The 21,433-nt window shown below is 70.8% G+C and carries 17 protein-coding genes; 8 read left to right on the top strand and 9 right to left on the bottom strand.

The features are described from left to right. Positions 1–96: 96 nt before the first annotated feature. Complete coding sequence (locus ABZS69_RS00510) at positions 97–1,473, bottom strand: FG-GAP and VCBS repeat-containing protein (RefSeq protein ID WP_355364033.1); 1,377 nt, start codon at positions 1,471–1,473, stop codon at positions 97–99. Positions 1,474–1,593: 120 nt separating this feature from the next. Here ABZS69_RS00510 and ABZS69_RS00505 point away from each other — a divergent pair, with 120 nt between their 5' ends. After that, the gene (locus ABZS69_RS00505) at positions 1,594–2,823 is read left to right on the top strand and encodes a cytochrome P450 (protein ID WP_355364030.1); all 1,230 of its coding nucleotides are present in this window, start codon (positions 1,594–1,596) and stop codon (positions 2,821–2,823) included. Here ABZS69_RS00505 and ABZS69_RS00500 read toward each other — a convergent pair whose 3' ends face one another. The 7 genes from ABZS69_RS00500 to ABZS69_RS00470 form a co-directional block, all read right to left on the bottom strand. Next, positions 2,824–4,245 carry an MFS transporter gene (locus tag ABZS69_RS00500; RefSeq protein ID WP_355364027.1) on the bottom strand — a complete coding sequence of 474 codons (1,422 nt, stop codon included), beginning with the start codon at positions 4,243–4,245 and terminating at the stop codon, positions 2,824–2,826. Continuing rightward, positions 4,242–4,841, bottom strand: coding sequence for a TetR/AcrR family transcriptional regulator (locus tag ABZS69_RS00495; protein WP_355364024.1), 600 nt, complete (start codon positions 4,839–4,841; stop codon positions 4,242–4,244). The genes ABZS69_RS00500 and ABZS69_RS00495 overlap by 4 nt, the downstream gene beginning before the upstream one ends. 717 nt (positions 4,842–5,558) lie before the next feature. Further along, positions 5,559–6,203 (bottom strand): biliverdin-producing heme oxygenase, encoded by a 645-nt coding sequence (locus ABZS69_RS00490; protein ID WP_355364021.1) that lies wholly within the window; start codon positions 6,201–6,203, stop codon positions 5,559–5,561. Positions 6,204–6,332: 129 nt separating this feature from the next. Further along, the gene (locus ABZS69_RS00485; RefSeq protein WP_355364018.1) at positions 6,333–7,427 is read right to left on the bottom strand and encodes an alpha/beta hydrolase; all 1,095 of its coding nucleotides are present in this window, start codon (positions 7,425–7,427) and stop codon (positions 6,333–6,335) included. Between the two features lie 309 nt (positions 7,428–7,736). Beyond that, positions 7,737–9,098: a phenylacetate--CoA ligase family protein gene (locus ABZS69_RS00480; RefSeq protein ID WP_355364015.1), complete on the bottom strand. Its 1,362-nt coding sequence runs from the start codon at positions 9,096–9,098 to the stop codon at positions 7,737–7,739. A gap of 190 nt (positions 9,099–9,288) precedes the next feature. Continuing rightward, positions 9,289–9,948, bottom strand: coding sequence for a response regulator transcription factor (locus ABZS69_RS00475; protein WP_355364012.1), 660 nt, complete (start codon positions 9,946–9,948; stop codon positions 9,289–9,291). 96 nt (positions 9,949–10,044) lie between these two features. Beyond that, on the bottom strand, positions 10,045–11,871 hold the full coding sequence (locus ABZS69_RS00470; protein WP_355364009.1) for a histidine kinase: 1,827 nt from the start codon (positions 11,869–11,871) through the stop codon (positions 10,045–10,047). Between the two features lie 176 nt (positions 11,872–12,047). Here ABZS69_RS00470 and lon point away from each other — a divergent pair, with 176 nt between their 5' ends. Then, a complete protein-coding gene (gene lon / locus ABZS69_RS00465; protein WP_355364006.1) occupies positions 12,048–14,405 on the top strand; it encodes an endopeptidase La in 2,358 nt (785 codons plus the stop codon). Between the two features lie 67 nt (positions 14,406–14,472). Next, positions 14,473–15,600, top strand: a complete 1,128-nt coding sequence (locus ABZS69_RS00460) for a Fic family protein (protein ID WP_355364003.1) — start codon at positions 14,473–14,475, stop codon at positions 15,598–15,600. Here the strand turns inward: ABZS69_RS00460 and ABZS69_RS00455 are convergent. Continuing rightward, on the bottom strand, positions 15,597–16,022 hold the full coding sequence (locus tag ABZS69_RS00455; protein ID WP_355364000.1) for a MarR family transcriptional regulator: 426 nt from the start codon (positions 16,020–16,022) through the stop codon (positions 15,597–15,599). The genes ABZS69_RS00460 and ABZS69_RS00455 overlap by 4 nt on opposite strands. Positions 16,023–16,133: 111 nt before the next feature. Here ABZS69_RS00455 and ABZS69_RS00450 point away from each other — a divergent pair, with 111 nt between their 5' ends. The 5 genes from ABZS69_RS00450 to ABZS69_RS00430 all read left to right on the top strand — a co-directional run bounded on the left by ABZS69_RS00450 (position 16,134) and on the right by ABZS69_RS00430 (position 21,267). After that, positions 16,134–17,264: an FUSC family protein gene (locus ABZS69_RS00450; RefSeq protein WP_355363997.1), complete on the top strand. Its 1,131-nt coding sequence runs from the start codon at positions 16,134–16,136 to the stop codon at positions 17,262–17,264. Beyond that, a complete protein-coding gene (locus tag ABZS69_RS00445; protein ID WP_355363995.1) occupies positions 17,248–18,561 on the top strand; it encodes an alpha-amylase family protein in 1,314 nt (437 codons plus the stop codon). Before ABZS69_RS00450 ends, ABZS69_RS00445 begins: the two co-directional genes overlap by 17 nt. Before the next feature lie 265 nt (positions 18,562–18,826). Then, a complete protein-coding gene (locus ABZS69_RS00440; RefSeq protein ID WP_355363992.1) occupies positions 18,827–19,783 on the top strand; it encodes an ATP-binding cassette domain-containing protein in 957 nt (318 codons plus the stop codon). Next, positions 19,780–20,436 carry a methionine ABC transporter permease gene (locus ABZS69_RS00435; protein WP_355363989.1) on the top strand — a complete coding sequence of 219 codons (657 nt, stop codon included), beginning with the start codon at positions 19,780–19,782 and terminating at the stop codon, positions 20,434–20,436. The genes ABZS69_RS00440 and ABZS69_RS00435 overlap by 4 nt, the downstream gene beginning before the upstream one ends. Positions 20,437–20,445: 9 nt before the next feature. Then, on the top strand, positions 20,446–21,267 hold the full coding sequence (locus ABZS69_RS00430) for a MetQ/NlpA family ABC transporter substrate-binding protein (protein ID WP_355363986.1): 822 nt from the start codon (positions 20,446–20,448) through the stop codon (positions 21,265–21,267). Positions 21,268–21,433 lie beyond the last annotated feature (166 nt).

Raw genomic sequence — 21,433 nt, 5'->3', positions numbered from 1 at the left:
ACCCCGCCGACGGCCTCCTGCCCAGCCCTTCCGCCTGCCTCGACCGTTCCCCCGCTCCCCAAGAGGACCTCAGCCGAAGTGCGGCGGGGGAGCGGCTCAGCCGAAGGTGTACCCGTACAGCCCCGTGCCCTTGCTGAGCCGGCGGACCTTGCCCAGCCTCAGCCCCGCCTTGCGGGACCCGGGAGCGTACATGACCAGCCCCTGGTCCGGCGCCGCCACCACGAGCCCGTACAGCGGCCGCCGCGCCCCCAGCGCCCGGTAGCGCTCGTTCAGCGGCAGCGCGGCCAGGGCGGCGCCGAAGTCCCGCCCCTCGCCCTTGATCAGCAGGTTCCCCACCCGGGTGAGCCCGCCGGAGCTGCGCCCGGCCAGCACCTGGACCGCCTTCTCCCCGGGCACGCCGATGGCCAGCTCGTCGTACCCGTCCCCGTTGAAGTCCCCGGCGGCCAGCGACGCCCCGAACCGGTCGTAGTACCGGGGCACCCCCTTGAGCGTGTTCTGCGACCACGCCTCGCTCTTGTGGGTGGTCAGCCCGCTCCGCGTCCCGTACAGGACGTCCACGGTGCCGTCGCCGTAGTCCATGGCCCGCTGGTTCGCGCTGAGCCCCTCACCCGGCACCCCGATGGCCAGGTCGGCCCGTCCGTCCCCGTTGAAGTCGCCCGTGGCCAGCGAGGCCCCGAACGAGTCCCACTTCTCGGAGGCCCCCTTGATGCCGGGGCTGCTCTGGGTGAGCTGCCGCGCCCGCTTTGCCCGTACGTCGACGATGGTCACCGAGCCCTGCCCGTCCAGCTTGACGCTGTCGGCGGGCGCGCCGATGACCAGCTCGTCCTTGCCGTCCCCGTCGAAGTCGCCGGTCGCCAGCGCGGCGCCCCACTGGTCGGTGACGTTCGCCGCCTGCCGCACCCATGACGTCTTCTGGGTGATCTGGTACGGCTTGCGCCCCTTCATCCAGTACACCGTCACCGCCCCGCCCGACCGGTGGCTGGGCGCGCCGACGACCAGCTCGTCCTTGCCGTCCCCGTCGAGGTCACCGGCCGCCAGTGCCGCCCCGAACCGGTCGCTCGACGGCTTGGCCAGTGCCAGCTCCTTGCCCGGGACCAGCCCGTCGACCGAGCCGTTGAAGATCTGGACGACCCCGTTCCCGTCCGCGCCCGGCACCCGCGCCCCCACGAACTCCTCCGACACCCCGACGGCCAGGTCGGCGCACTTGTCCCCGTTGAAGTCGCCCACGGCCAGCGCGGATCCGAACGAGTCACCGGGTTCGGCGCCGTTCTGGGTGAGCTTCACCTTCTTCCCGGACCCGTACATCACGGTCACCGACCCGGCCCGGGAGTCGTCGTAGGGCGCGGCCACGGCGAGGTCGGGCCGTCCGTCGCCGTCGAAGTCGAGAGGGTGCCCGCCGCACGACCGGGCCGCGGCGGGAGTCGTACCGGAGGCGAGCGGGAGAACCAGGCAGGCGGCGAGGAGAAGGTTCATAACGGAAGTAATGTCCACACAGGTCGAACCGTGCCTGAACAGCGCGAGAACGGCCCAGGAGAGCCGGATGCACATCGCTTGGCGATCCACGAGATCGTGGGAACGTGCCAGGATAGACGCGTGGACATCGATCTCGCGGATCTGGATTTCTGGCGCAAGCCGCCAAAAGAGCGTAATGAGGCGTTCGCCCGGCTCCGGCAGTTGGAGCATCCGGTGTTCTTCCCCGAGAAGAAGGTGCCGTTCCTCCGCTCGGGCAAGGGTTTCTACGCCCTCGTACGGCACGCGGACGTGGTCGAGGCCAGCCGCAACGCCAAGCTCTTCTCCAGCGAGCCCGCCGTCACCAACCCGGAGCCGCCGGGCTGGGTGAAGCAGGTGTTCGGGGAGTCGATGGTCAACATGGACGACCCGCGCCACGCCCGCCTGCGCCGGATCGTCACCCGCTCGTTCAGCCCGAAGATGCTGGCCGGCCTGCAGAGCGACATCGAGGCCGCCTGCGCCCGCATCGTGGACGACGTCGTCAGGGACGGGCCGAGCGACTTCGTCACCCAGGTGGCCGCCCGGCTGCCCATCCACGTCATCTGCGACATGCTGGACATCCCGCAGGAGCTGCGCGAGAAGGTCCACCAGCACGTCGACATCTCCACCGCCTACACCGGCGTGCGCCCCAGCCTGGCCCGCAGCGTCCAGATGGCCGGCCAGAACATGCTGGCCCTGCTCGCCCTGCAGCGCATGGTCATCAAGCTCGGCCACGAGCGCGTCGCCGACCCCAAGGGCGACCTGGTCTCCCTGCTGGTCAACGCCAACCCCGACGGGGAGAAGCTGACCGACAAGGAGCTCGGCTCGTTCTTCTCGCTGCTGCTGGTCGCGGGCAACGAGACGGCCCGCAACACGATGGCCCACGGCGTCAAGCTCCTCACCGACAACCCGGCGCAGCGCGAGCTGCTGACGGGCGACTTCGACACGCACATCAACGGCGCGATCGAGGAGATGGTCCGGTACGTGTCGCCGATCATGCAGTTCCGGCGCACGGTCACCGAGGACTGCTCGCTGCGCGGGCTGGAGCTGAAGAAGGGCGACAAGGTCGTCCTCTTCTACGGGTCGGCCAACCGGGACGAGTCGGTCTTCCCCGACGCCGACACGTTCGACATCACCCGCGAGACCAAGCCGCACGTCGGCTTCGGCGGCCCAGGGCCGCACTTCTGCCTCGGCGCCAACCTGGCCAGGCAGGAGATGCGTACGATGTTCCGCGAGCTGCTGACCAGGCTGCCCGACCTCCGCTCGGTCGGCGAGCCCGACCTGCTGCTGTCGAACTTCGACAACAGCGTCCGCAGCCAGGCGTTCGCCTTCTGACTAGTCCTTGACCGCCAGGACGTTCGTCCTGATGGAGAAGAACGTGATCAGCGCCGCCACCACCATCATCACGGCGCTGATCAGCATCGCCAGATGGAACCCGGCGTTGAACACCGGCGGGTTCTTGAACGCGTCGCCCACCAGCCCGACCAGCGGCGGGACGGCGGCGACGGCGAGCAGGCTCCCGGTCCGGGCCACGGCGTTGTTGACGCCGCTGGCGGTGCCCGCGTGCCTCTCCTCGGCCGTGGCCAGCACGGTCGAGGTCAGCGGCGCGACCGTCGCCGACAGCCCCAGTCCGAAGAGGGTCGCCGCGGGCAGCACCTGCAGCGGGTAGGACGCGCCCGGCCCGATCGTGCTCATCGCGAGGAAACCGCAGGCCGCGAGCAGGATCCCGGCCGTCATCGGCCAGCGCGGCCCGATGCGTTTGGCCACCTCACCGGCCCGTGGCGACAGCAGCAGCATCAGGATCGTCGTCGGCAACATCGCCAGCCCCGCCGCGATGGGCCCGAACCCGGACACCACCTGGAGCTGCACCACCAGCAGGAAGAACACCACGCCCATGGCCGCGTACATGATCAGCGTCACCACGTTCACGGCGGTGAACACCGGGTTGCGGAAGATCTCCACCGGCACCAGCGCGTTCGGCGACCTGCGGATCTCGGTCACCACGAAGACCGCCCCCAGCACCAGCCCCGCGATCAGCGGCACCGGCGCGCCCTTCTCGATCAGCCCGTACGTGATCCCGGCCAGCGCCAGCGCGGCCAGCGCCGCCCCCAGCACGTCGAACCGCCCCGCCGCCTGCTCGTCCTTGCTCTCCGGCACGTGCCGCATCGTCACGAACACGATGAGCACCGCGAACGGCAGGTTGATCAGGAACGCCCAGCGCCACCCCACGCTCTGCACCAGCCAGCCGCCGAGCAGCGGCCCGATCGCGCTGGCCACGCCGCCCAGCCCGGACCACACTCCCACGGCCCGCGGCCGGTCGTGCTGCACGAACGACGCCTGGATGATCGCCAGCGAGCCCGGCGTGAGCAGCGCCCCGCCGATGCCCTGCAGAGCCCGGGCCGCGATCAGGAACTCGATGTTCGGCGACAGCCCGCACAGCGCCGACGCCACCGCGAACCACACGGTGCCGATCAGGAAGATCTTCCGCCGCCCGTACCGATCGCCCAGGGACCCGCCCAGCAGGATCAGCCCGGCGAGGGTGAGCGTGTACGCGTTGATCGTCCACTGCAGGCCGTCCATGCCCGCGTTGAGCTCGTCGCCCAGGAACGGGAGGGCGACGTTGACCACGGTGCTGTCGAGCAGAGCCAGCCCCGAGCCGAGCACGGTCGCGGCCAGTATCCACCGGCCGCGCACGGACCCGAGCTGGACGTGGCCGTCCCCGGCCGCCGTTCCCACGCCGTCGCCCGCAGCGCTCACGCGAGCCCGCCGATGGCCCGCAGCACGAACTCGGACACCAGCTCCCCGGCCCGGTCCACCGTCACGTTCCCGCTGATCAGCGGAACCCGCTCGGCGCCGACGACCGCGAGGATCATGCGAGCCGTGGCCTGCACGTCGAGCACCCGGAAATCACCGGACTCGGCACCGCTCTCGAGGATCTCCACCAGGATGCGCTGCATGGGCGCGACATGCTCGGCCAACTGCTGGTAGGCGTCGGGCCCGAGTGCGGCACTGAGATCGGCGGCACCCGGATGAGGATGGGCGAGCAGCCCGGCCAACTGCAGCCGCACGAACGCCCGCAGCCGATCTGCCGGAGAGGCGCTCTCCGGCAGCTCCTGCTCGTAGCTGTCGATGAAGTATTGAGTCACCCGCTCGGTGAACGCCAGCAATAGAGCAGCCTTGTCCGGGAAGTAGTTGTACAGGACGGTCCTGGTGATCCCCGCCTCGCCGGCCACGTCCGTCATCGAGATCTCATCGATGCCGTGCACCCTGGACAGCCGGGAGACGGCCTGGAGGATGCGGTCACGCGTCTGCGTTCGATGCTCGCCGATCGTGGCGGCGGAGATCCGAGGCATACGCCCATGGTAGGCGGGGATCGTAACGAGTCACCGCACGGTCCCCTCATTCCCCCTCCAGCCCCGGTCACCGCTGGTAGGGCCCGGGTCAGCGCCCGCACCGTCGACGCTCGGGCGACAGCCATGAGGACGGTTGCCGTCGGGCTGTCTTGACGCCGTGCCGTTGGCGGCAAGGGGCATTGGCGGGCACTGGTAGCCGGGCGGCGACCCGGGCATTGACGGTCGGGCTGCGGCTGTGAGGGCGGTTGTCGTCGGGTTGTCTTGACGCCGTGCCGCTGGCGGTGGGGGACAGCGGTAACGGCGGGTGCCGGTGGTCGGACGGTGGCCGTAACGATGGGTCGTCGGCGGTTGGGCGGTGGTCGGGAGGGTGGGCATCGGCGGTCGGTTGGCGGTTGGGACGTTGTGAGGAGAGCGCCCGCCGGCGGCTGAGCGACCGGGCGGTTCCGACGGCGTAGTCGGGGCCATCCGCGAAAGAGGCGGTCCGTGACGGCGTGACGAGATCGCCGCCGGCCGCTGGGCGGCAGGTCCTGACGGCGAGCCGCTGGGATGCGGGGCGGCAGGTCTTAACGGCGAGCCGTTGGTACGCGGATGGCGGTCGTGAAGGCGTGGAGAGGACGGCCGCCGGTTGTTGGGCGGCGGCCGGGTCGTTGGGCGGCGGTCGGTTGTGGGGTGTGGTGGCCGGTTGTGGGGCGTACGGAGGGCGGCTGGCGCTGGTGGTCAGGCGGCGGTTTTGACGACGTGGAGGAGCTCGGCCAGCACCTCGGTGTTGAGCTGGTACGCCAGCTTGACCTCGCGGATCATGCGCTGCCGCTCCCGGTCGTCCAGTTCCAGCTCGTCCAGCCGCGCACGGTACTCGTTCTTGAACCTCGGCAGGCTGCCCAGCCCGTCGAAGATGTAGAAGTCGACACCCCCGCCAGAGCCGTACCCGTAGATCTTCTGCAGCTCCATGCGGATGAACTGTCCGCCGGACAGATCGCCCAGGTAACGCGTGTAGTGGTGGGCGATGTAGCCACTGGGCCAATCGGCCACCTGGTGGATCCGCGCGACCAGCGTGCGGGTGGCCTTGGACGGCACGATCCGGCTCCGCCAGCTCGGGCCGTAGACGGTCGCCAGGTCCCGCTCCAGCGCCCGCTCCCGATAGAGCTCGGGAAAGACGAACCGGCCCGCCACCGGATGGTCGGCCAGCTCACGCGACACGCCGTCGAGCGCGATGTACGCGAAGTAGTGCTGGGCCACCATCTCGCCGTATTCGTGTTCGCTCAACCGGCCGCCCATGAGCTCGGCGAGATAGCTCTCGCCTTCGGCGGACTCGTGGTCGGTCCAGGTGGCGTTCTTCAGGGTTTCGGAGAACGGCGTGGTCACGGCCTACCTCAACTCGCACAGACGTTTTATGACGAAGTGTCACAAACATCGGCATCCGACGTCAAGCTGATGACGACACCATGTCATCAAAACCTGGCTCTCCTCCTCTCGTACCCAGGAAACACCACGTCAAGAGGTCACCTCGTCAGCGTGGCCGAGAGCGATAAGGGTCAGGTTACGCAGTGATGGGGTGCCAGGGGTGAAGTAGTCGCTGTGACCGCCCGAGCCCACCGCGAAGACACGGGCCCCGAACGAAGGGCTCATGGGGTCGGCGCCGAAGCCCGCCAGCCCGAGTCTGACCTTTGGCACGAACCTGACCCAGTCGCTTTCTCCCAGCCCCGCCCACACCCGCAGCGGCGTCGCTGCCGCCCCCGTCGCGCCGCCCTGCGCACCACTCCGCACGACTGCCGAGGGTGGAGTGTCCCGCAGGCCTGCCGTGTCCTGGGCATTCTGGGCGCCTGTTGCGGGCCGAGCGTCCTGCGTGACCGTCGCGCCCTGAACGTTGGGTGCGTCGGTCGCGTCGCGAGCACTGCCTGCGGCTCGGGTGGTTGGCGCCGCGTGTTTCGGCTGGGCCAGGGTGGTCGTCGCGTGTGCCGGTGGGGTCGGGGCGGTCGTCGCGTGTGCCGGTGGGGTCAGGGTGGGCGCCGTGTGTGTCGGCTGGGCCAGGGTGGGCGCCGCGTGTGTCAGTGGGGTCGAGGCGGTCGTCGCGCGTGCGGGGTGGGTCAGGGTGGCGGCCGAAGGGGTGTCGAGGCCGGGGCTGCCGAAGACGGCGAGGTCGGTGACGGGTAAGCCGGGGACGGCTCTGGCGCACAGGACCGAGCCGTAGCTGTGGCACAGCAGAGCGATCGGCGCCGGGGTGCGCGTGTGGAGGTCCGTGACGGTGCGGCGCAGCTCCCGGGCCCCTTTGACTGCCGCGTCGATGGTGATCACGCTCAGGCTCAGCGTGCGTGGGGCGTCGTAGCCGAGCCAGGCCACCACCGCCAGCCGCTCGCCCGGGGCGAGCCGGACGGCCTCCGCCAGCAGCGCTCTCGCCGCGCCTCCGGGCCGCTTCGTGCCGTCGTCGAACGTGGCGACCGTGGTGTCGGCGCCCGGCACGATGACCGCGACCCGGTCGGCCGTGGCCAGGTCGCCGTAGACGCGTACCAGCCGTCCGCTCGGCTGCCCCGGCCACAGCACGAGCGCGCCCACCGTCACGAGCCCAGCTAGCAGAAGGTTTCTGAGCATGCCGGGAACGTTACGGAGAGTGGCCCGTCGCCCGCGTCACCGCAGGGTTTGACCTTTTCCGTAGTACCGGAGGGGGACGCGGCTTCCGGCAGTACCGGAAGGGAACGCAGGTTCCGGAGTACCGGAATGGGGTGCGGGCTCCGGCAGTACCGGAGTGGGGCGCGGGTTTCGGCAGTACTGGAATGGGGCGCTGGTTCCGGAGTACCGGAGTGGGGCGCTGGTTCAGGAGTACCGGGGTGGAGCGCAGGTTCCGGAGTACCGGAGTGGGGCCCGGGGCTACGGCGCGTGCTGGACCGAGGGGCCGCGTTGTCAGCGTGTGTAACGGTGTTTGGCGCCTGGCGGGAAGTATTCGGGGTCGCCGGACTCCCGGAGCCGGATGAACGGCGCCTGCTGCGAGACCGGCACATAGTTTGCGAACTCGCTGTTCAGCCGGCGCAGCTGGGCCAGGACCGACTCGCCCACGGCTTGGGCGATCTCGTCGGTCGGCTTCTCGCCGGGCATCAGCTCCACCGTGATCGTCAGGTGCCGGTCCCGGTCGGCGTCCTCCACCACCTCCATCACGAACTTGCCCGTGACCGACCCGCTGACCTCGGGCTGTTCCAGGCCGACCGCGATGTTCTCGGGGTAGACGTTCGCGCCGTAGTACGACACCGTGAAGTGGCTGCGGCCGAAGACGTACACGAACGGCCGCTCCGGCCCCCGAGCCGTCGGCTCGAAGCCGTGCCGCCGGACGAAGCCCAGCATGTCCTCGTACGGCACCACGCCGCCCTCATCGGCAATGTGGTAGCGGATGAGCGGAATGCCGTTGTCGCCGGAGAAGAGCAGGGTGCCCTCCTGCTCCTCGAAGAAGCGGACATCCGGGTCGTACTGGATGAGCGTCGGCAGCCTGGACTCGCCGAACAGCTCCCTGGCCGTGTCCGGGCGGGTGGACAGGAAGCGCCGGATCTCGACGGACAGCGCGGTCTCGTTGCCCAGGACCCCCGCGTCGGCGGTGCCGTACAGGGAGGCGACGCCCCTGACGGGATCCGCGATTCCGGCCCGCCGCGCGACCAGCGTGCGCCACTCCTCGCTGAACACCTCACCGGCCGTGACGAGCTTGAGGTTCCAGTCGGCCCAGGGGAGGTCCTCGGTGTCGATGACGTTCTTGAGGAACGGCGGGTAGCCCAGGAGCACGACCTGGTCGAAGTGGGGCGCCAGCTCGGGGATCACCCGCAGGATCTCCTTCCGGTCGGTCCCGGGGGCGACCACGGTGATCGGGTAACCGCGTTCGGCCAGGTGGCGGCAGCAGTTGACGGTGAACAGGCCGCCGACCCAGGTGCCCAGGGCGAAGCAGACGACGGCGAGGGTGCGGTGCTCGCGGGCGTCGAAGGAGTCCCTGAAGACCTCCTCGAACCGGGCCGCGATCACGCGCTCGTCCGCCGCCGAGCGCGGCCAGAAGGACGGGACGCCGGTCGAGCCGGAGGACACGGCGATGATGTCCCCGATCACGCCGTTCCTGCAGAGGTCGGGGAGGGGGTGGCGGTGGGTGTAGCTCTCCTTGGACGTCATCGGCAACCCGACGAAATCCTGAAATGTCGCGATCTGCTCGGGGTTGATGTGGTTCTCCGCCAGAAAGGCCCTGTAGGCGGGAACGGTCGCCGCCACCTGATGGAAGAGCTCAACCGGGTCCATCAGCCGACTGTACGGCGGCGGCCCGCGCAGGGGAACGGGGCCGCGCGAGGGGACGCCGAGACACGCCGCGTTCGTCGCCCGAGGGCGGAGCCGGCCCCCGCCCGGGAACGAGCTGACCCGGTTTGTCCTCCCGGCCAAGCCACGCATTAGGGGAGCCGACCGGTCTCAAGAGCAGTCGGCTCGTCGGGGGTCACTCGCCGGGCCGGACCAGGCCGGTCTCGTAGGCGAAGACGATCGCCTGGGCGCGGTCGCGCAGGCCGAGCTTCATCAGCACCCGTCCGACGTGCGTCTTGACCGTCTGCTCCGCCACGAACAGCTTCTCCGCGATCTCCTGGTTGGACAGCGCCTGCGCGACCAGCGTCAGCACCTCCGTCTCGCGTTCGGTCAGCTCGGCCGGCCGCCTGCCCGCCACCGATCGCGGCGCGCCCAGCCTGGCGAACTCGTGGATCAGCCGCTTCGTGATCGCCGGGGCGATGAGCGCGTCCCCGGCGGCGACCACGCGTACCGCCTCGGCGAGCTGCGCGGCGGAGGCGTCCTTGAGCAGGAACCCGCTGGCCCCGGCGCGCAACGCCTCGTAGACGTAGTCGTCGAGGTCGAACGTCGTCAGGATGAGCACCTTCGGCGCGCCGCCGCCGGGGGACAGGAGCTCCCTGGTCGCCTCCAGGCCGTTCATGACCGGCATGCGTACGTCCATGAGCACCACGTCGGGGCGCAGCGCCCGGGCCCGCTCCACGGCCTCCCGCCCGTTGGCCGCCTCGCCCACGACCTCGATGTCCGGCTGCCCGCTCAGGAACACGGTGAACCCCGTGCGCACCATGCCCTGGTCATCGGCGATCAGAACCCGGATCAACCGCTCTCCCTCTCCTTGGTCATCCAATGCCATCCCCCGCGATGAGCCGTGGGCCGAAGGCGCGGCAGGGGCTCAGCTCCGACGGCGGCAACAGGCTCATGGGAAGGTGCCCTCCTCGCCGGCGTCGGTGACGGGCAGGGTGGCGCGTACCTCGAAGCCTCCACCCGGCACGGGCCCGGCGTCGAGCGCGCCGCCGAGCAGCGTCGCCCGTTCGCGCATGCCCACCAGCCCCTGGCCCGCTCCCGGCCCCGCCCCGGGCGCGGCGCCCGGTCCGTTGGCGACACGCAGCCGCAGCTCGCCCCGTTTGTGCGCGATGTCCAGCGCCACCGTCGCGCCGGGCGCGTGCCGCATCGCGTTGCTGAGCGACTCCTGCACGATCCGGTACGCCGACAGCCCCACGGCCGGGGGCAGCCGGTCGAGCGGGCCGGTGCGCTTGACGAGCACGGCCAGCCCGGCGGCGCGGGCGTTGGAGACCAGCTCGTCGAGCCGGTCGAGCCCGGGCTGCGGGGCGGTGTCGACGCGTCCGTCCTGGTCGCGCAGCACACCGAGAACCTGGCGCAGCTCGGCGATGGCCTCCAGCGACAGCCCGCGGATCTCCGCCAGCCCCGCCTCCAGTTGCGCGGCATCGCCCCTGGCCCGGAGCGGCACCGCCTCCGCCTGGATCGCGATCACCGACATGTGGTGCGCGACCACGTCGTGCAGCTCCCTGGCGATGCGGGCCCGCTCCGCCAGCACCGCCTGCGCGCTCTCGGCCTGCTGGGTGCGCTGCTCCTCCACCTTCAGCCGGGCCGTGGCCGAACGGCGGACCCGCACGTTGTAGCCGAACAGCACCACCACCGACACGATGACCATGGCGACCGGCATCGAGTTGGGGTCGACGATCCAGGTGCCCAGGAACGTGACCATCCAGACGGCCACCGTGATCCGCCGGTCGCAGCGCACGGCCACGGAGTAGAGGACCAGCAGATAGGAGACGATCAGCCAGGCCAGGTACGGCTGGTTCGCGCCACCGATCTTCTTGGTCACCCATTCGGCCACCGGAAAGAGCACGATCGACACCCGCCAGGCCGCCAGCGGCCACCGGTCACGCAGGGCGATGGGCAGCCCGACCGCGGCGGCGGTGAGGTAGATGAAGCCGTCCCAGACAGGCACGCTTCCGGCCGGGGGGCGCGGTGGGTCGGCGTTCCACGACAGCAGCATGCTCAGCGTCGCCATGTAGAGGAACAGCGCCAGTAACAGCTCCGCCACCTGGACGAGGTTGACCGTGTCGAACGGCACGAGCAGCCTGAACCACTTCGGCACCCGGATCGCCAACCGCCGCGTGTTCGGGGGCGGATCGGCGTCACCCCGGAAGAAGGCAAGCCTGAACGGCTCCGGAACGGCCCGCACGGCCTGCCTCACCCACACCCCAACCCGCCCCCAACCCGCCCGCCAGCCACCGCCCCCCTCGCCACCGCTGCGCCCGCCGCTGCCCCGCCCGCGTCCGCCCCCCTCGCGGGCGCCCCACTCGGCGTCGTCCTGCTCCCTGGCGTCCCGCTCGCTGGCGTCCCGCTCGCTGGCGCCCTGCTCGCCGCTGCCCTGCTCGCCGCTGCCCCGCTCGGCGTCGTCCCGTCCGCCACCGCTGCGCTCGCTGCTGCCGTGCCACTCGTCACCGCTGCGTTCGCTTCTGCGGCTGCGCCCCCCGTCGCTGCCGCCGTCGCTGCCCCCGTCGCTGGTTCGCTCGCCGTCCGTGCCGGACCGCGACCGGCCCGCCTGTTCGCCCAACGGCTCCCCACCGCCACGCCGCCGGGCCGTTGCATCGTCACCGCGCGGTTCGGACGCCGCCTCATCGCGTTGCAGTCCGGACGTCGCCGCGCCTGCCCGCTCCTCGGCGGTCGCGCGCCGGCGGCGGCTGAGGAATCGGGCGCCGGGGACGGAGATCACCTGGTCAAGCTTACGGATCCACACCCCGCCAGACGTCACACCAGGGTTTGATCCGCCCCTCCCCCTCAGGTAGCAATTACACAATTACGATCGCCGTGAGCGAACATCGGCAAGAGAGGGAACAACGAAGGGCTCCAATGAATTGAGTCGGTATAACTCAACCCTTTGGAGTTCGCATGAGTGAGAGCTTGATCCTCCCGGTCCTGCCGTTGGACGACGAGGTCGTCCTGCCGGGCATGGTGGTTCCGCTGGACCTGTCCGACTCCGAGGTGCGCGCCGCCATCGACGCGGCTCGTGCATCTGGTGGCAACAAGCCGCGGGTCCTCCTCGTTCCCCGGATCGACGGCCGTTACGGCGCCATCGGCGTGCAGGCCGTCGTCGAGCAGGTCGGGAGGTTGCCCGGTGGCGAGCCCGCCGCCGTGGTCCGGGGTGTCGACCGCGTACGCGTGGGCACCGGCACGACCGGCCCGGGCGCCGCACTGTGGGTCGAGGCAGACACGATCGACACCGTCGCGGCCGGCGAGCGCGCCCACGAGCTGGCCAAGGAGTACAAGGCGCTGGCCACCACGATCCTGCAGAAGCGCGGCGCCTGGCAGGTGGTCGACCAGGTCAACCAGATCGACGACCCCTCGGTGCTGGCCGACAGCTCCGGCTACACCCCCTGGCTGACCACCGCGCAGAAGGTCGAGCTGCTCGAGGCCGCCGACCCCGCCGAGCGGCTGGCCAGGCTGATCGAGTGGTCCCGCGAGCACCTCGCCGAGCTCGACGTCGCCGAGACGATCCGCAAGGACGTCCAGGAGGGCATGGAGAAGCAGCAGCGCGAGTTCCTGCTGCGCCAGCAGCTCGCCGCCGTGCGCAAGGAGCTCAAGGAGCTCAACGGCGACACCGAGACCGAGGAAGAGGACTACCGCGCCCGCGTCGAGGCCGCCGACCTGCCGGAGAAGGTGCGCGAGGCCGCGCTCAAGGAGGTCGACAAGCTGGAGCGGACCTCCGACCAGTCCCCTGAGACCGGCTGGATCCGCACCTGGCTGGACACGGTGCTCGACATCCCCTGGAACGACCGTACCGAGGACAACTACGACATCACCGGCGCGCGGGCCGTGCTCGACGCCGACCACACGGGGCTGTCCGACGTGAAGGACCGCATCATCGAGCACCTGGCCGTGCGCAAGCGCCGCCAGGACAAGGGTCTCGGCGTGGTGGGCGGCCGCCGCAGCGGCGCCGTGCTCGCCCTCGCCGGCCCTCCCGGAGTCGGCAAGACCTCTCTGGGCGAGTCCGTGGCCCGCGCGATGGGCCGCAAGTTCGTACGCGTCGCGCTCGGCGGCGTACGCGACGAGGCCGAGATCCGCGGCCACCGGCGCACCTACGTCGGCGCGCTGCCCGGCCGCATCGTCCGCGCCATCCGCGAGGCCGGCTCGATGAACCCGGTCGTCCTGCTCGACGAGGTTGACAAGGTCGGCGCCGACTACCGGGGCGACCCGACGGCGGCCCTGCTGGAGGTGCTCGACCCGGCCCAGAACCACACGTTCCGCGACCACTACCTCGAGGTCGAGCTGGACCTGTCCGACGTGCTGTTCCTGGCCACGGCCAACGTGCTCGAGGCCATCCCCGGGCCGCTGCTCGACCGGATGGAGATCGTCACGCTCGACGGCTACACCGAGGACGAGAAGGTCGCGATCGCCCGCGACCACCTGCTGCCCAGGCAGCTGGAGCTGGCCGGGCTGACGGCCGAGGAGGTCAAGGTCGAGGACGACGCGCTGCGCAAGCTGGCCGGCGAGTACACCCGCGAGGCGGGCGTCCGGTCGCTGGAGCGCTCGGTCGCCAGGATCCTGCGCAAGGTGTCGGCCAAGGACGAGCTGCCCGTCACGGTCGGCGAGGACGACCTCGTGGGCTACCTCGGGCGGCCGCGGTTCGTGCCGGAGTCGTCGCTGCCCGAGTCCACCCAGCGCACCTCGGTGCCGGGCGTGGCGACGGGCCTGGCGGTCACCGGAGCGGGCGGCGACGTCCTGTACGTCGAGGCGTCCCTGGCCGACCCGGAGACCGGCGAGACCGGCCTCACGCTGACCGGCCAGCTGGGCGACGTGATGAAGGAGTCGGCCAGGATCGCGCTGTCCTACCTCCGCTCGCACGGGGCGGAGCTGGAGCTGCCGGTCACCGCGCTGAAGGACCGCTCGGTCCACGTCCACTTCCCGGCGGGCGCCGTGCCCAAGGACGGCCCCTCGGCCGGTGTGACGCTGACGACCGCGCTGGCCTCCCTCCTGTCGGGCCGTCTCGTACGCGGTGACGTGGCCATGACCGGCGAGATCTCCCTGACCGGGCGGGTCCTGCCGATCGGCGGCGTGAAGCAGAAGCTCCTGGCCGCGCACCGGGCGGGCATCACCACCGTCCTCATCCCGGCCCGCAACGAGCCGGACCTGGACGACGTGCCCGAGGAGGTTCGCGGCGAGCTGACCATCCACACGGTGAGCGACGTGCGCGAGGTCCTGGACATCGCGCTGGCCCCGGCACAGGTGGCCGCCACGGTCGCCGCCTAATTGGGGCATAAATGGGCGAATCATTCAGTCATTTGACTGGATGATTCGCCCATGCTGTTATGGGGTCATGTTGTACGAGACCCCGGCGCTGGAGCCCGTGGACAAGGGCGTCCTCGAAGAGATCGAGGAGATGCGGCGCGACCTGAAATACCGGCTCGCCGAGACGCACCGGTGGGACGGGCAGCTGCGCAGGCAGTTGCAGGCGCGGGCGATCCAGGGCTCGAACTCGATCGAGGGCTACCAGGCCAGCGTCGAGGACATCCAGTCGATCATGGCGGGGGAGGAGCCGCTGGAGACGTCGACGTCGGTGGCTCAGGAGATCGCGGGCTACCAGCAGGCGCTGACGTACATCCAGGTGCTGTCGCGGGCGCCGGTGTTCCGCTACGACGCCGGGATGCTCAACGCGCTCAACTTCATGGTCATCGGTCACCATCGCAACAAAGGGCCGGGCGTCATCCGGCCGGGAGCCATCTTCATCCGTGACTCCGACACGGGGGAGGTCGTCTACGAGGGCCCCGACGTCGAGCTGGTCCCCGGCGCGATGAACGAGCTGGTCACCTGGCTGAACGAGGGCGACCTCGACGTCCCTGGCTATGTCCGGGCCGCCATGGCCCACTTCAACCTCGTCAAGATCCACCCGTGGCGTGACGGCAACGGCCGGATGTCCCGGGCGCTGCAGACGCTCGTCCTCGGCCGGGAGCAGATCCTGCTGCCCGAGTTCTGCTCCATCGAGGAGTGGCTCGGCCAGCAGCGCGTCACCTTCGACTACTACGACGTGCTGGGCGAGGTCGGAGGGCGGCGATGGGGCCCTCACGGGGACACGCTGCCGTGGGTGCGGTTCTGCTTGAAGGCGCATCACCTGCAGGCCCAGCGGGTCCGTCAGCGCCTCGCCGAGGCCGGAGAGATCTGGATGCTCCTGGAGGAACAGGTCGACGCCGACGGGCTCAACAGCCGTACCGTCTCCGCGCTCTACGAGGTGTTCGTGAACAGGCGGCTGCGCAGGAGCCGCTACCAGGCCGACGAAGGTCTCAGCCAGGGGCAGGCCGCGCGTGACCTGCGCGACCTGGCCGCCAAGGGCTGGCTCCGGCCGTACGGCGAGACCAAGGGCCGCTTCTACGCGCCGGGGCCGCGCATGGAGCGGATCAAGGCCGACTTCGCCGAACGCGTCACCCCGCTGCGCGACCCGTACCGCTAGCGGAGCTGTTCGAGCAGGTCGGCGGCCACCGCCAGGATGCGGCGCTCGGCGGGGGTGAGCTTGGCGGCCAGCGCCTCGGCCAGCCACAGATCCGTGGTGCCGACCTGCCGGGTGAGCGCCGCCGTGCCGTCCTCCGTGAGGACGATGTGGTGCCTGCGCCGGTCGGTCTCGCCGCGCGAGCGGCGGATCAGGCCCTGCTCCTCCAGCGAGGCGAGCACGCGGGTGACGGACTGGGGCTGGAGGTGCTCGGCGGCGGCGAGCTCTCCCGCCGTCATCGCGCCGCGCCGGTGCAGGTGGCCGAGCAGGGAGAGCGCCAGCCGGCCCAGGCCGTGCGCGGGGCGCTCGTCGCGCAGGCGCCGGGCCAGGCCGATGGTCGCCCGGCGGAGCGCCACGGCGGTGGCCCGCAGTTCCTCGTCTTCCATGATTACTACGATAACACTTACTAATTTGGCGGCATTCGGTGGTGATTCACGGCAGCTTACTACGCAATGCGTAGGAAATTGAGGTAGGCTCCCGGCGTCGGGAGGTGCCGCGTGCGGATCGAGTGGCGAGACATGGTCGCCGCCGGGCTGGGGCTCGGCGGGCCGGTCGCGTGGGGAGTCGCCTCGGGGCGGCCCGCGCTCGGCGCCCTGGCCGCCATCGGCGCCCTCGCCGCGAGTGGCGTCTCCCTGGGTGGCGTCTCCCTGGGTGGCGTCGCGTCGGGCGAGGTCTCCCCGGGTGGGGTTACGTCGGGTGGGGTCTCGCCGGTCAGGGTGCCTCCGGGCGGGGCCTCGTCGGGCGCTTCCCTGAGTCGCGTCCTGCGACAAGGGGCCGTTGTGGTGGCGGACACGGCTGTGGCGGGGCTCGCCGGGGTCGCGGTCGCGGGGCGCGGGTGGCTCACCGTCGTCGGTGTCGTGCTGATCGCGGGCCTGCTCGCGGTCGTCGGCGGGATCAGCCGTCCCATGGCCGAGCACAGCACCCGCTTCATCGTCTTCATGGTCATCAGCACCGGCGCCGCGAAGGGCGTCGAGCCGGTCGCCGCCGCCGTGCTGTTCGCCGGAGGGGCAGCCTGGGGCCTGCTGGTCACCGCGCTCTGCGTCCACGTGAGACGCCCCCGCCGCGACACCCGAGAGGAGCCCGCCGCCGCGCGCCCGGCGGCTCCCAGCGCGAGAGCGCTGCTCCGGCGCTGGTGGCGGACGCTGGGGAGCGCGCCCGCGTGGCAGTACCCCGTCCGCCTGACCGCCTGCCTCGCCGCCGCCGAGGTCGTCGGGCTCCTGTGGCCCCAGCCGGCCGCGTCGTGGATCGCCGTCACCGTCGTGATCGTCGTCCGGCGCCGGATGGACGGAGCGGCGCGGCGGTCGGTCGAGCGGGCCGCCGGCACCGCCGCGGGGGTGGCCGCCGGATCCGCCGTGCTGTTGTGGGTGCCGCCGTCGTGGCTGTTCGTGCTGCTCGTCGCCGTGCTGGCCGCGGTCCGGCCGGTGCTCAAGGAACGCAACTACACCCTGTACGCGACCGTCATGACCCCGCTCGTCCTGCTACTCATGGAGGGCGGCGCACGCGTGCCACCCGCCACGATCGGATACCGGCTCGCGGACACGGCCATCGGCTGCGTGCTGGCCCTGGGGCTCGGGTATCTGCCCTGGGTGGTACGCAAGGAAAGGAGCGTTCGTGCCGTCGTGGGCTGAACACGCGATCTGGTGGCAGGTCTACCCGCTCGGCTTCACCGGAGCCCCCGCCACCGCGCCCCCGGGCGCCGCCGGCGTTCGGCACCGGCTGCGGCAACTGGAGCCGTGGCTGGACTACGCGGTCGAGCTGGGCTGTTCTGGCCTCCAACTCGGCCCGATCTTCGCCGCCGAGTCCCACGGGTACGACACCGTCGACCACTTCAGGATCGACCCGCGCCTCGGCGACGACCGCGACTTCGACGCCCTCGTCGCCAAGGCGCGCGAGCGCGGGCTGCGGATCGTCCTCGACGGCGTGTTCAACCACGTGGGCCGCTCCTTCGCGGCCGGCGAACGGTGGTTCAGGCGGGGGCCCGGCGGCGACCACGAGGTCTTCGAGGGCCACCACGGGCTCGTCGCCCTCGACCACGCGGAACCCGCCGTGCAGAAGCACGTGGCCGGCGTGCTCGACCACTGGCTCGGCCGCGGCGCCTCGGGGTGGCGGCTCGACGCCGCGTACGCCGTGCCGGCGTGGTTCTGGAGGAAGATCCTGCCGGAGGTACGTGAACGGCATCCCGAGGCGTGGTTCGGCGGCGAGGTGATCCACGGCGACTATGCCGGATATGTCAGCGAATCAGGGCTCGATTCGGTCACCCAGTACGAGCTGTGGAAGGCCGTCTGGAGCTCGCTCAACGACCGGAACCTCTTCGAGCTCGCCTGGGCCCTCGACCGCCACGACCAGCTGCTCGACACGTTCGTGCCGCTCACGTTCGTCGGCAACCACGACGTCACCAGGCTCGCCACCCGGCTCGACGACCCCCGCCACCTGGGCCACGCGCTGGCCGTGCTGTTCACCGTCGCGGGTCTGCCCAGCGTCTACTACGGGGACGAGCGGGCGTTCCAGGGGCTGAAGGAGGAACGGGCGGGCGGCGACGACGCGATCAGACCGGCGTTCCCCGCGGAGCCCGGCGGGCTGGCGCCGTACGGGGCCGAGGTCTACCGGCTTCACCAGCGGCTCATCGGCTTCCGCAGGCGTCACCCGTGGTTGCACAGAGCCCGGACCACGGCCGAACAGCTCACCAACACGGCCGTCGCGCTCCGCAGCCGCCCGCCCGGCGAGGAGCCCGGTGAGGAGCCCGGTGAGGAGGTCGTCACGCTGCTGAACCTCGGCGACCGGCCGCACCGCTTCCACCTCGCCGACGCGCGGCCCGCCTTCCAGGACGATCGAGGGGATCCGGCCGTCGTCCCCGCCCACGGCTGGCGGGTCGTGACTCAGATCACCAAAGAAGTAGGGAATAAGGGGAGTGCCGGGATCCGTTGACACCGGCGTGAACGAGGCATACGCGTACGACACGAGCACCCACCGGGACGGCTCGTGTTGTCGTATGGGGCGAATGCCGAGCTGAAGCAGAGATCCGCCCGTTCCTCCGCGAAGGTCATCATGATCGCACCTTGTTTCGTGCTGCGCAGGCTGAGCCACCTGCCCTTCCACCCCGGCACCCGCTGACACCAGCGCGCTTCTTCCTTCATGTGATGTACGTTTCCGCGGCCCGCTGACGGGCCGCTCTCAGTCGTGGGGATATTCCGTGATCCAGGCTTCAGGCCTGCGCAAGCAGTACGGGGACACCGTCGCGCTGGACGGCGTCGACCTGCACGTGCGCGAAGGCGAGATCTACGGCGTGCTCGGTCAGAGCGGCGCCGGCAAGAGCACGCTCCTGCGCTGCGTCAACCTGCTCGAACGCCCCACCGCGGGCACCGTCACCGTCGCCGGGCAGGACCTGACCGCGCTGCGCAGCGCCGAGCTGAACCGGGCCCGCCAGCGCATCGGCATGATCCACCAGCACTTCGCGCTGCTGAGCTCGCGCACGGTCGCGGGCAACGTGGCCTTCCCCCTGGAGATCATGGGCGTGCCCAGGGCCGAGCGCGACCGCCGGGTGGCCGAACTGCTGGAGCTCGTCGGCCTCGCGGGCCGCGGCAAGGACCGTCCGAACCAGCTCTCCGGAGGCCAGAAGCAGCGGGTCGGCATCGCCAGGGCACTGGCGGGCAACCCGTCCGTGCTGCTGTCGGACGAGGCCACCTCCGCGCTCGACCCGGCCACCACCCAGTCGATTCTCGCGCTGCTCAAGCGGCTCAACGCCGAACTGGGCCTGACGATCCTGCTCATCACCCACGAGATGAACGTCGTCAAGAGCGTCTGCGACTCGGTCGCCATCATGGCGAACGGGCGCATCGAGGAGTCCGGCGCCATCGCCGACCTCATCCGTACCCCTGGATCCCGCTTGACCAGGGAGATCTTCCCGCTGCCCGAGCCCGCCCCGGCCGGCTCGGTGACGCTGACCTTCACCGGCGACCCGCGGCAGCCGGTGGTGTCGGAGGTGGTCAGGAAGTTCTCGGTGGACCTGAGCATCCTGGGCGGCTCGATCGAGGACCTCGCCGGCGGCTCGGTGGGCCGCCTGCGCGTCGCACTCGACGGCGCCGAGTCCGCCGCGGCGCTGGCGTACCTGCGTGACGCGGGCCTGATCGTGGAGGTGGAGCAGGCATGACGTGGGACGAGATCCTGCCGCTGCTCGGGCCGGCGACGCTGGAGACGGCGCAGATGGTCGGCTGGGCGACGCTGTTCACGGCGCTGCTCGGGCTGCCGCTCGGGGTGGCGCTGGTGGTGTTCGACCGGAACGGGCTGCGGCCGGCGCCGGTGCTCAAGTCGGGGCTCGGGTTCGTGGTCAACGTCGGGCGGTCGCTGCCGTTCATCGTGCTGATGATCGCGATCATCCCGTTCACCCGGCTCGTCGTCGGCACGACCATCGGGACGGCCGCGTTCGTGGTGCCGCTGACCGTCGGCGCGGTGCCGTTCTTCGCCCGGCTCGTCGAGACGGCGCTCAGGGAGGTCGGCCCGGACGTGGTGCAGGCCGCGCAGGCCATGGGCGCGAGCCGGACCACCATCGTGCGCAAGGTCCTGCTGCCCGAGGCGCTGCCCGGGCTGGTCGCGGGCCTGACCGTGACCGTCGTCGCGCTCATCGGCTACTCCGCCATGGCCGGCACGCTCGGCGGCGGCGGGCTGGGCGACCTCGCGGTCCGGTACGGCTACCAGCGGTTCGAGACGCTGCTGATGATCGTGACCGTCGTCCTGCTCCTCGTGATCGTGCAACTTCTGCAGAGCCTGGGCGACTGGGTCGCTCGGCGCCTATCTCACAAATAAGGAAAAATCATGAAATTTCGTTATATAGCGGGTACTGTCGCGCTGGCCTTGTCGCTCGCCGCATGCGGAACGTCGCAGTCCGCGACGAAGGCCGCCGAGTCGGCCGACACCGTGCTGAAGGTGGGCGCGAGCCCGGTGCCGCACGCGGAGATCCTCAACTTCGTCAAGCAGAACCTGGCCCCGGCCGCCGGCCTCAAGCTCGAGGTCGTTGAGTTCACCGACTACGTGCAGCCGAACGTGCAGCTCGACGAGGGCCAGCTGAATGCGAACTTCTTCCAGCACAAGCCCTACCTTGACGACTTCAACGCCTCCAAGGGGACCAAGCTGACGTTCGTCACGCCGGTCCACCTGGAGCCGCTCGGCCTCTACTCCAAGAAGATCACGTCCGTGTCCGCGCTGGCCGACGGCGCGACCGTAGCCGTCCCGAACGACGCCACCAACCTGGGCCGCGCGCTCAAGCTGCTCGCCGACAACGGCCTGGTCAAGCTCAAGGACGGCGCCGGCACCGCCGCCACCGAGCGCGACGTGGTGGACAACCCGAAGAAGCTGCAGTTCAAGCCGCTTGAGGCCGCCCAGCTCCCGCGCTCACTCGAGGACGTGGACGCCGCCGTCATCAACGGCAACTATGCCATCGAGGCCGGGCTCAAGCCCGCTTCGCAGGCGCTGGTGCTGGAGAAGACCGAGGGCAACCCGTACGTGAACGGTCTGGTCGTCAAGGCCGGCCACGAGAAGGACGCCAACATCGTCACCCTCGGCAAGCTGCTGCAGGACCCGAAGGTCAAGGACTTCATCAAGCAGAAGTACGAGGGCTCGGTCATCCCGGCCGAGTGACCCCGAGGGCCAGTCCCAGCGCGAAAGCCGCGGCCAGGCACCAAGGCCGCGGCTTTCGCACATCCCGGCCCACCCACCCCGGCCCCGGCCACCGCGCACCCGCGGCGCTCGGCTCACGGTGCCGGCCTGCACGGGAGCCCCTGGGCGCGGTGGCCGGGCAGGGCGC

This window comes from Nonomuraea sp. NPDC005650, assembly GCF_040605375.1.
GTDB lineage: Bacteria > Actinomycetota > Actinomycetes > Streptosporangiales > Streptosporangiaceae > Nonomuraea.
Note: the sequence above shows the minus strand (reverse complement) of the source record. Positions and strands in the feature narration are given on the sequence as shown.

Bases quoted from the DNA above. Each gene is read 5' to 3' on its own strand.
- ABZS69_RS00460 (WP_355364003.1), top strand. From the start codon at position 14,473: ATGTTGTACGAGACCCCGGCGCTGGAGCCCGTGGACAAGGGCGTCCTC.
- ABZS69_RS00485 (WP_355364018.1), bottom strand. From the start codon at position 7,427: ATGCTCAGAAACCTTCTGCTAGCTGGGCTCGTGACGGTGGGCGCGCTC.
- ABZS69_RS00510 (WP_355364033.1), bottom strand. From the start codon at position 1,473: ATGAACCTTCTCCTCGCCGCCTGCCTGGTTCTCCCGCTCGCCTCCGGT.
- ABZS69_RS00455 (WP_355364000.1), bottom strand. From the start codon at position 16,022: ATGGAAGACGAGGAACTGCGGGCCACCGCCGTGGCGCTCCGCCGGGCG.
- ABZS69_RS00430 (WP_355363986.1), top strand. From the start codon at position 20,446: ATGAAATTTCGTTATATAGCGGGTACTGTCGCGCTGGCCTTGTCGCTC.
- lon (WP_355364006.1), top strand. From the start codon at position 12,048: ATGAGTGAGAGCTTGATCCTCCCGGTCCTGCCGTTGGACGACGAGGTC.
- ABZS69_RS00435 (WP_355363989.1), top strand. From the start codon at position 19,780: ATGACGTGGGACGAGATCCTGCCGCTGCTCGGGCCGGCGACGCTGGAG.
- ABZS69_RS00480 (WP_355364015.1), bottom strand. From the start codon at position 9,098: ATGGACCCGGTTGAGCTCTTCCATCAGGTGGCGGCGACCGTTCCCGCC.
- ABZS69_RS00495 (WP_355364024.1), bottom strand. From the start codon at position 4,841: ATGCCTCGGATCTCCGCCGCCACGATCGGCGAGCATCGAACGCAGACG.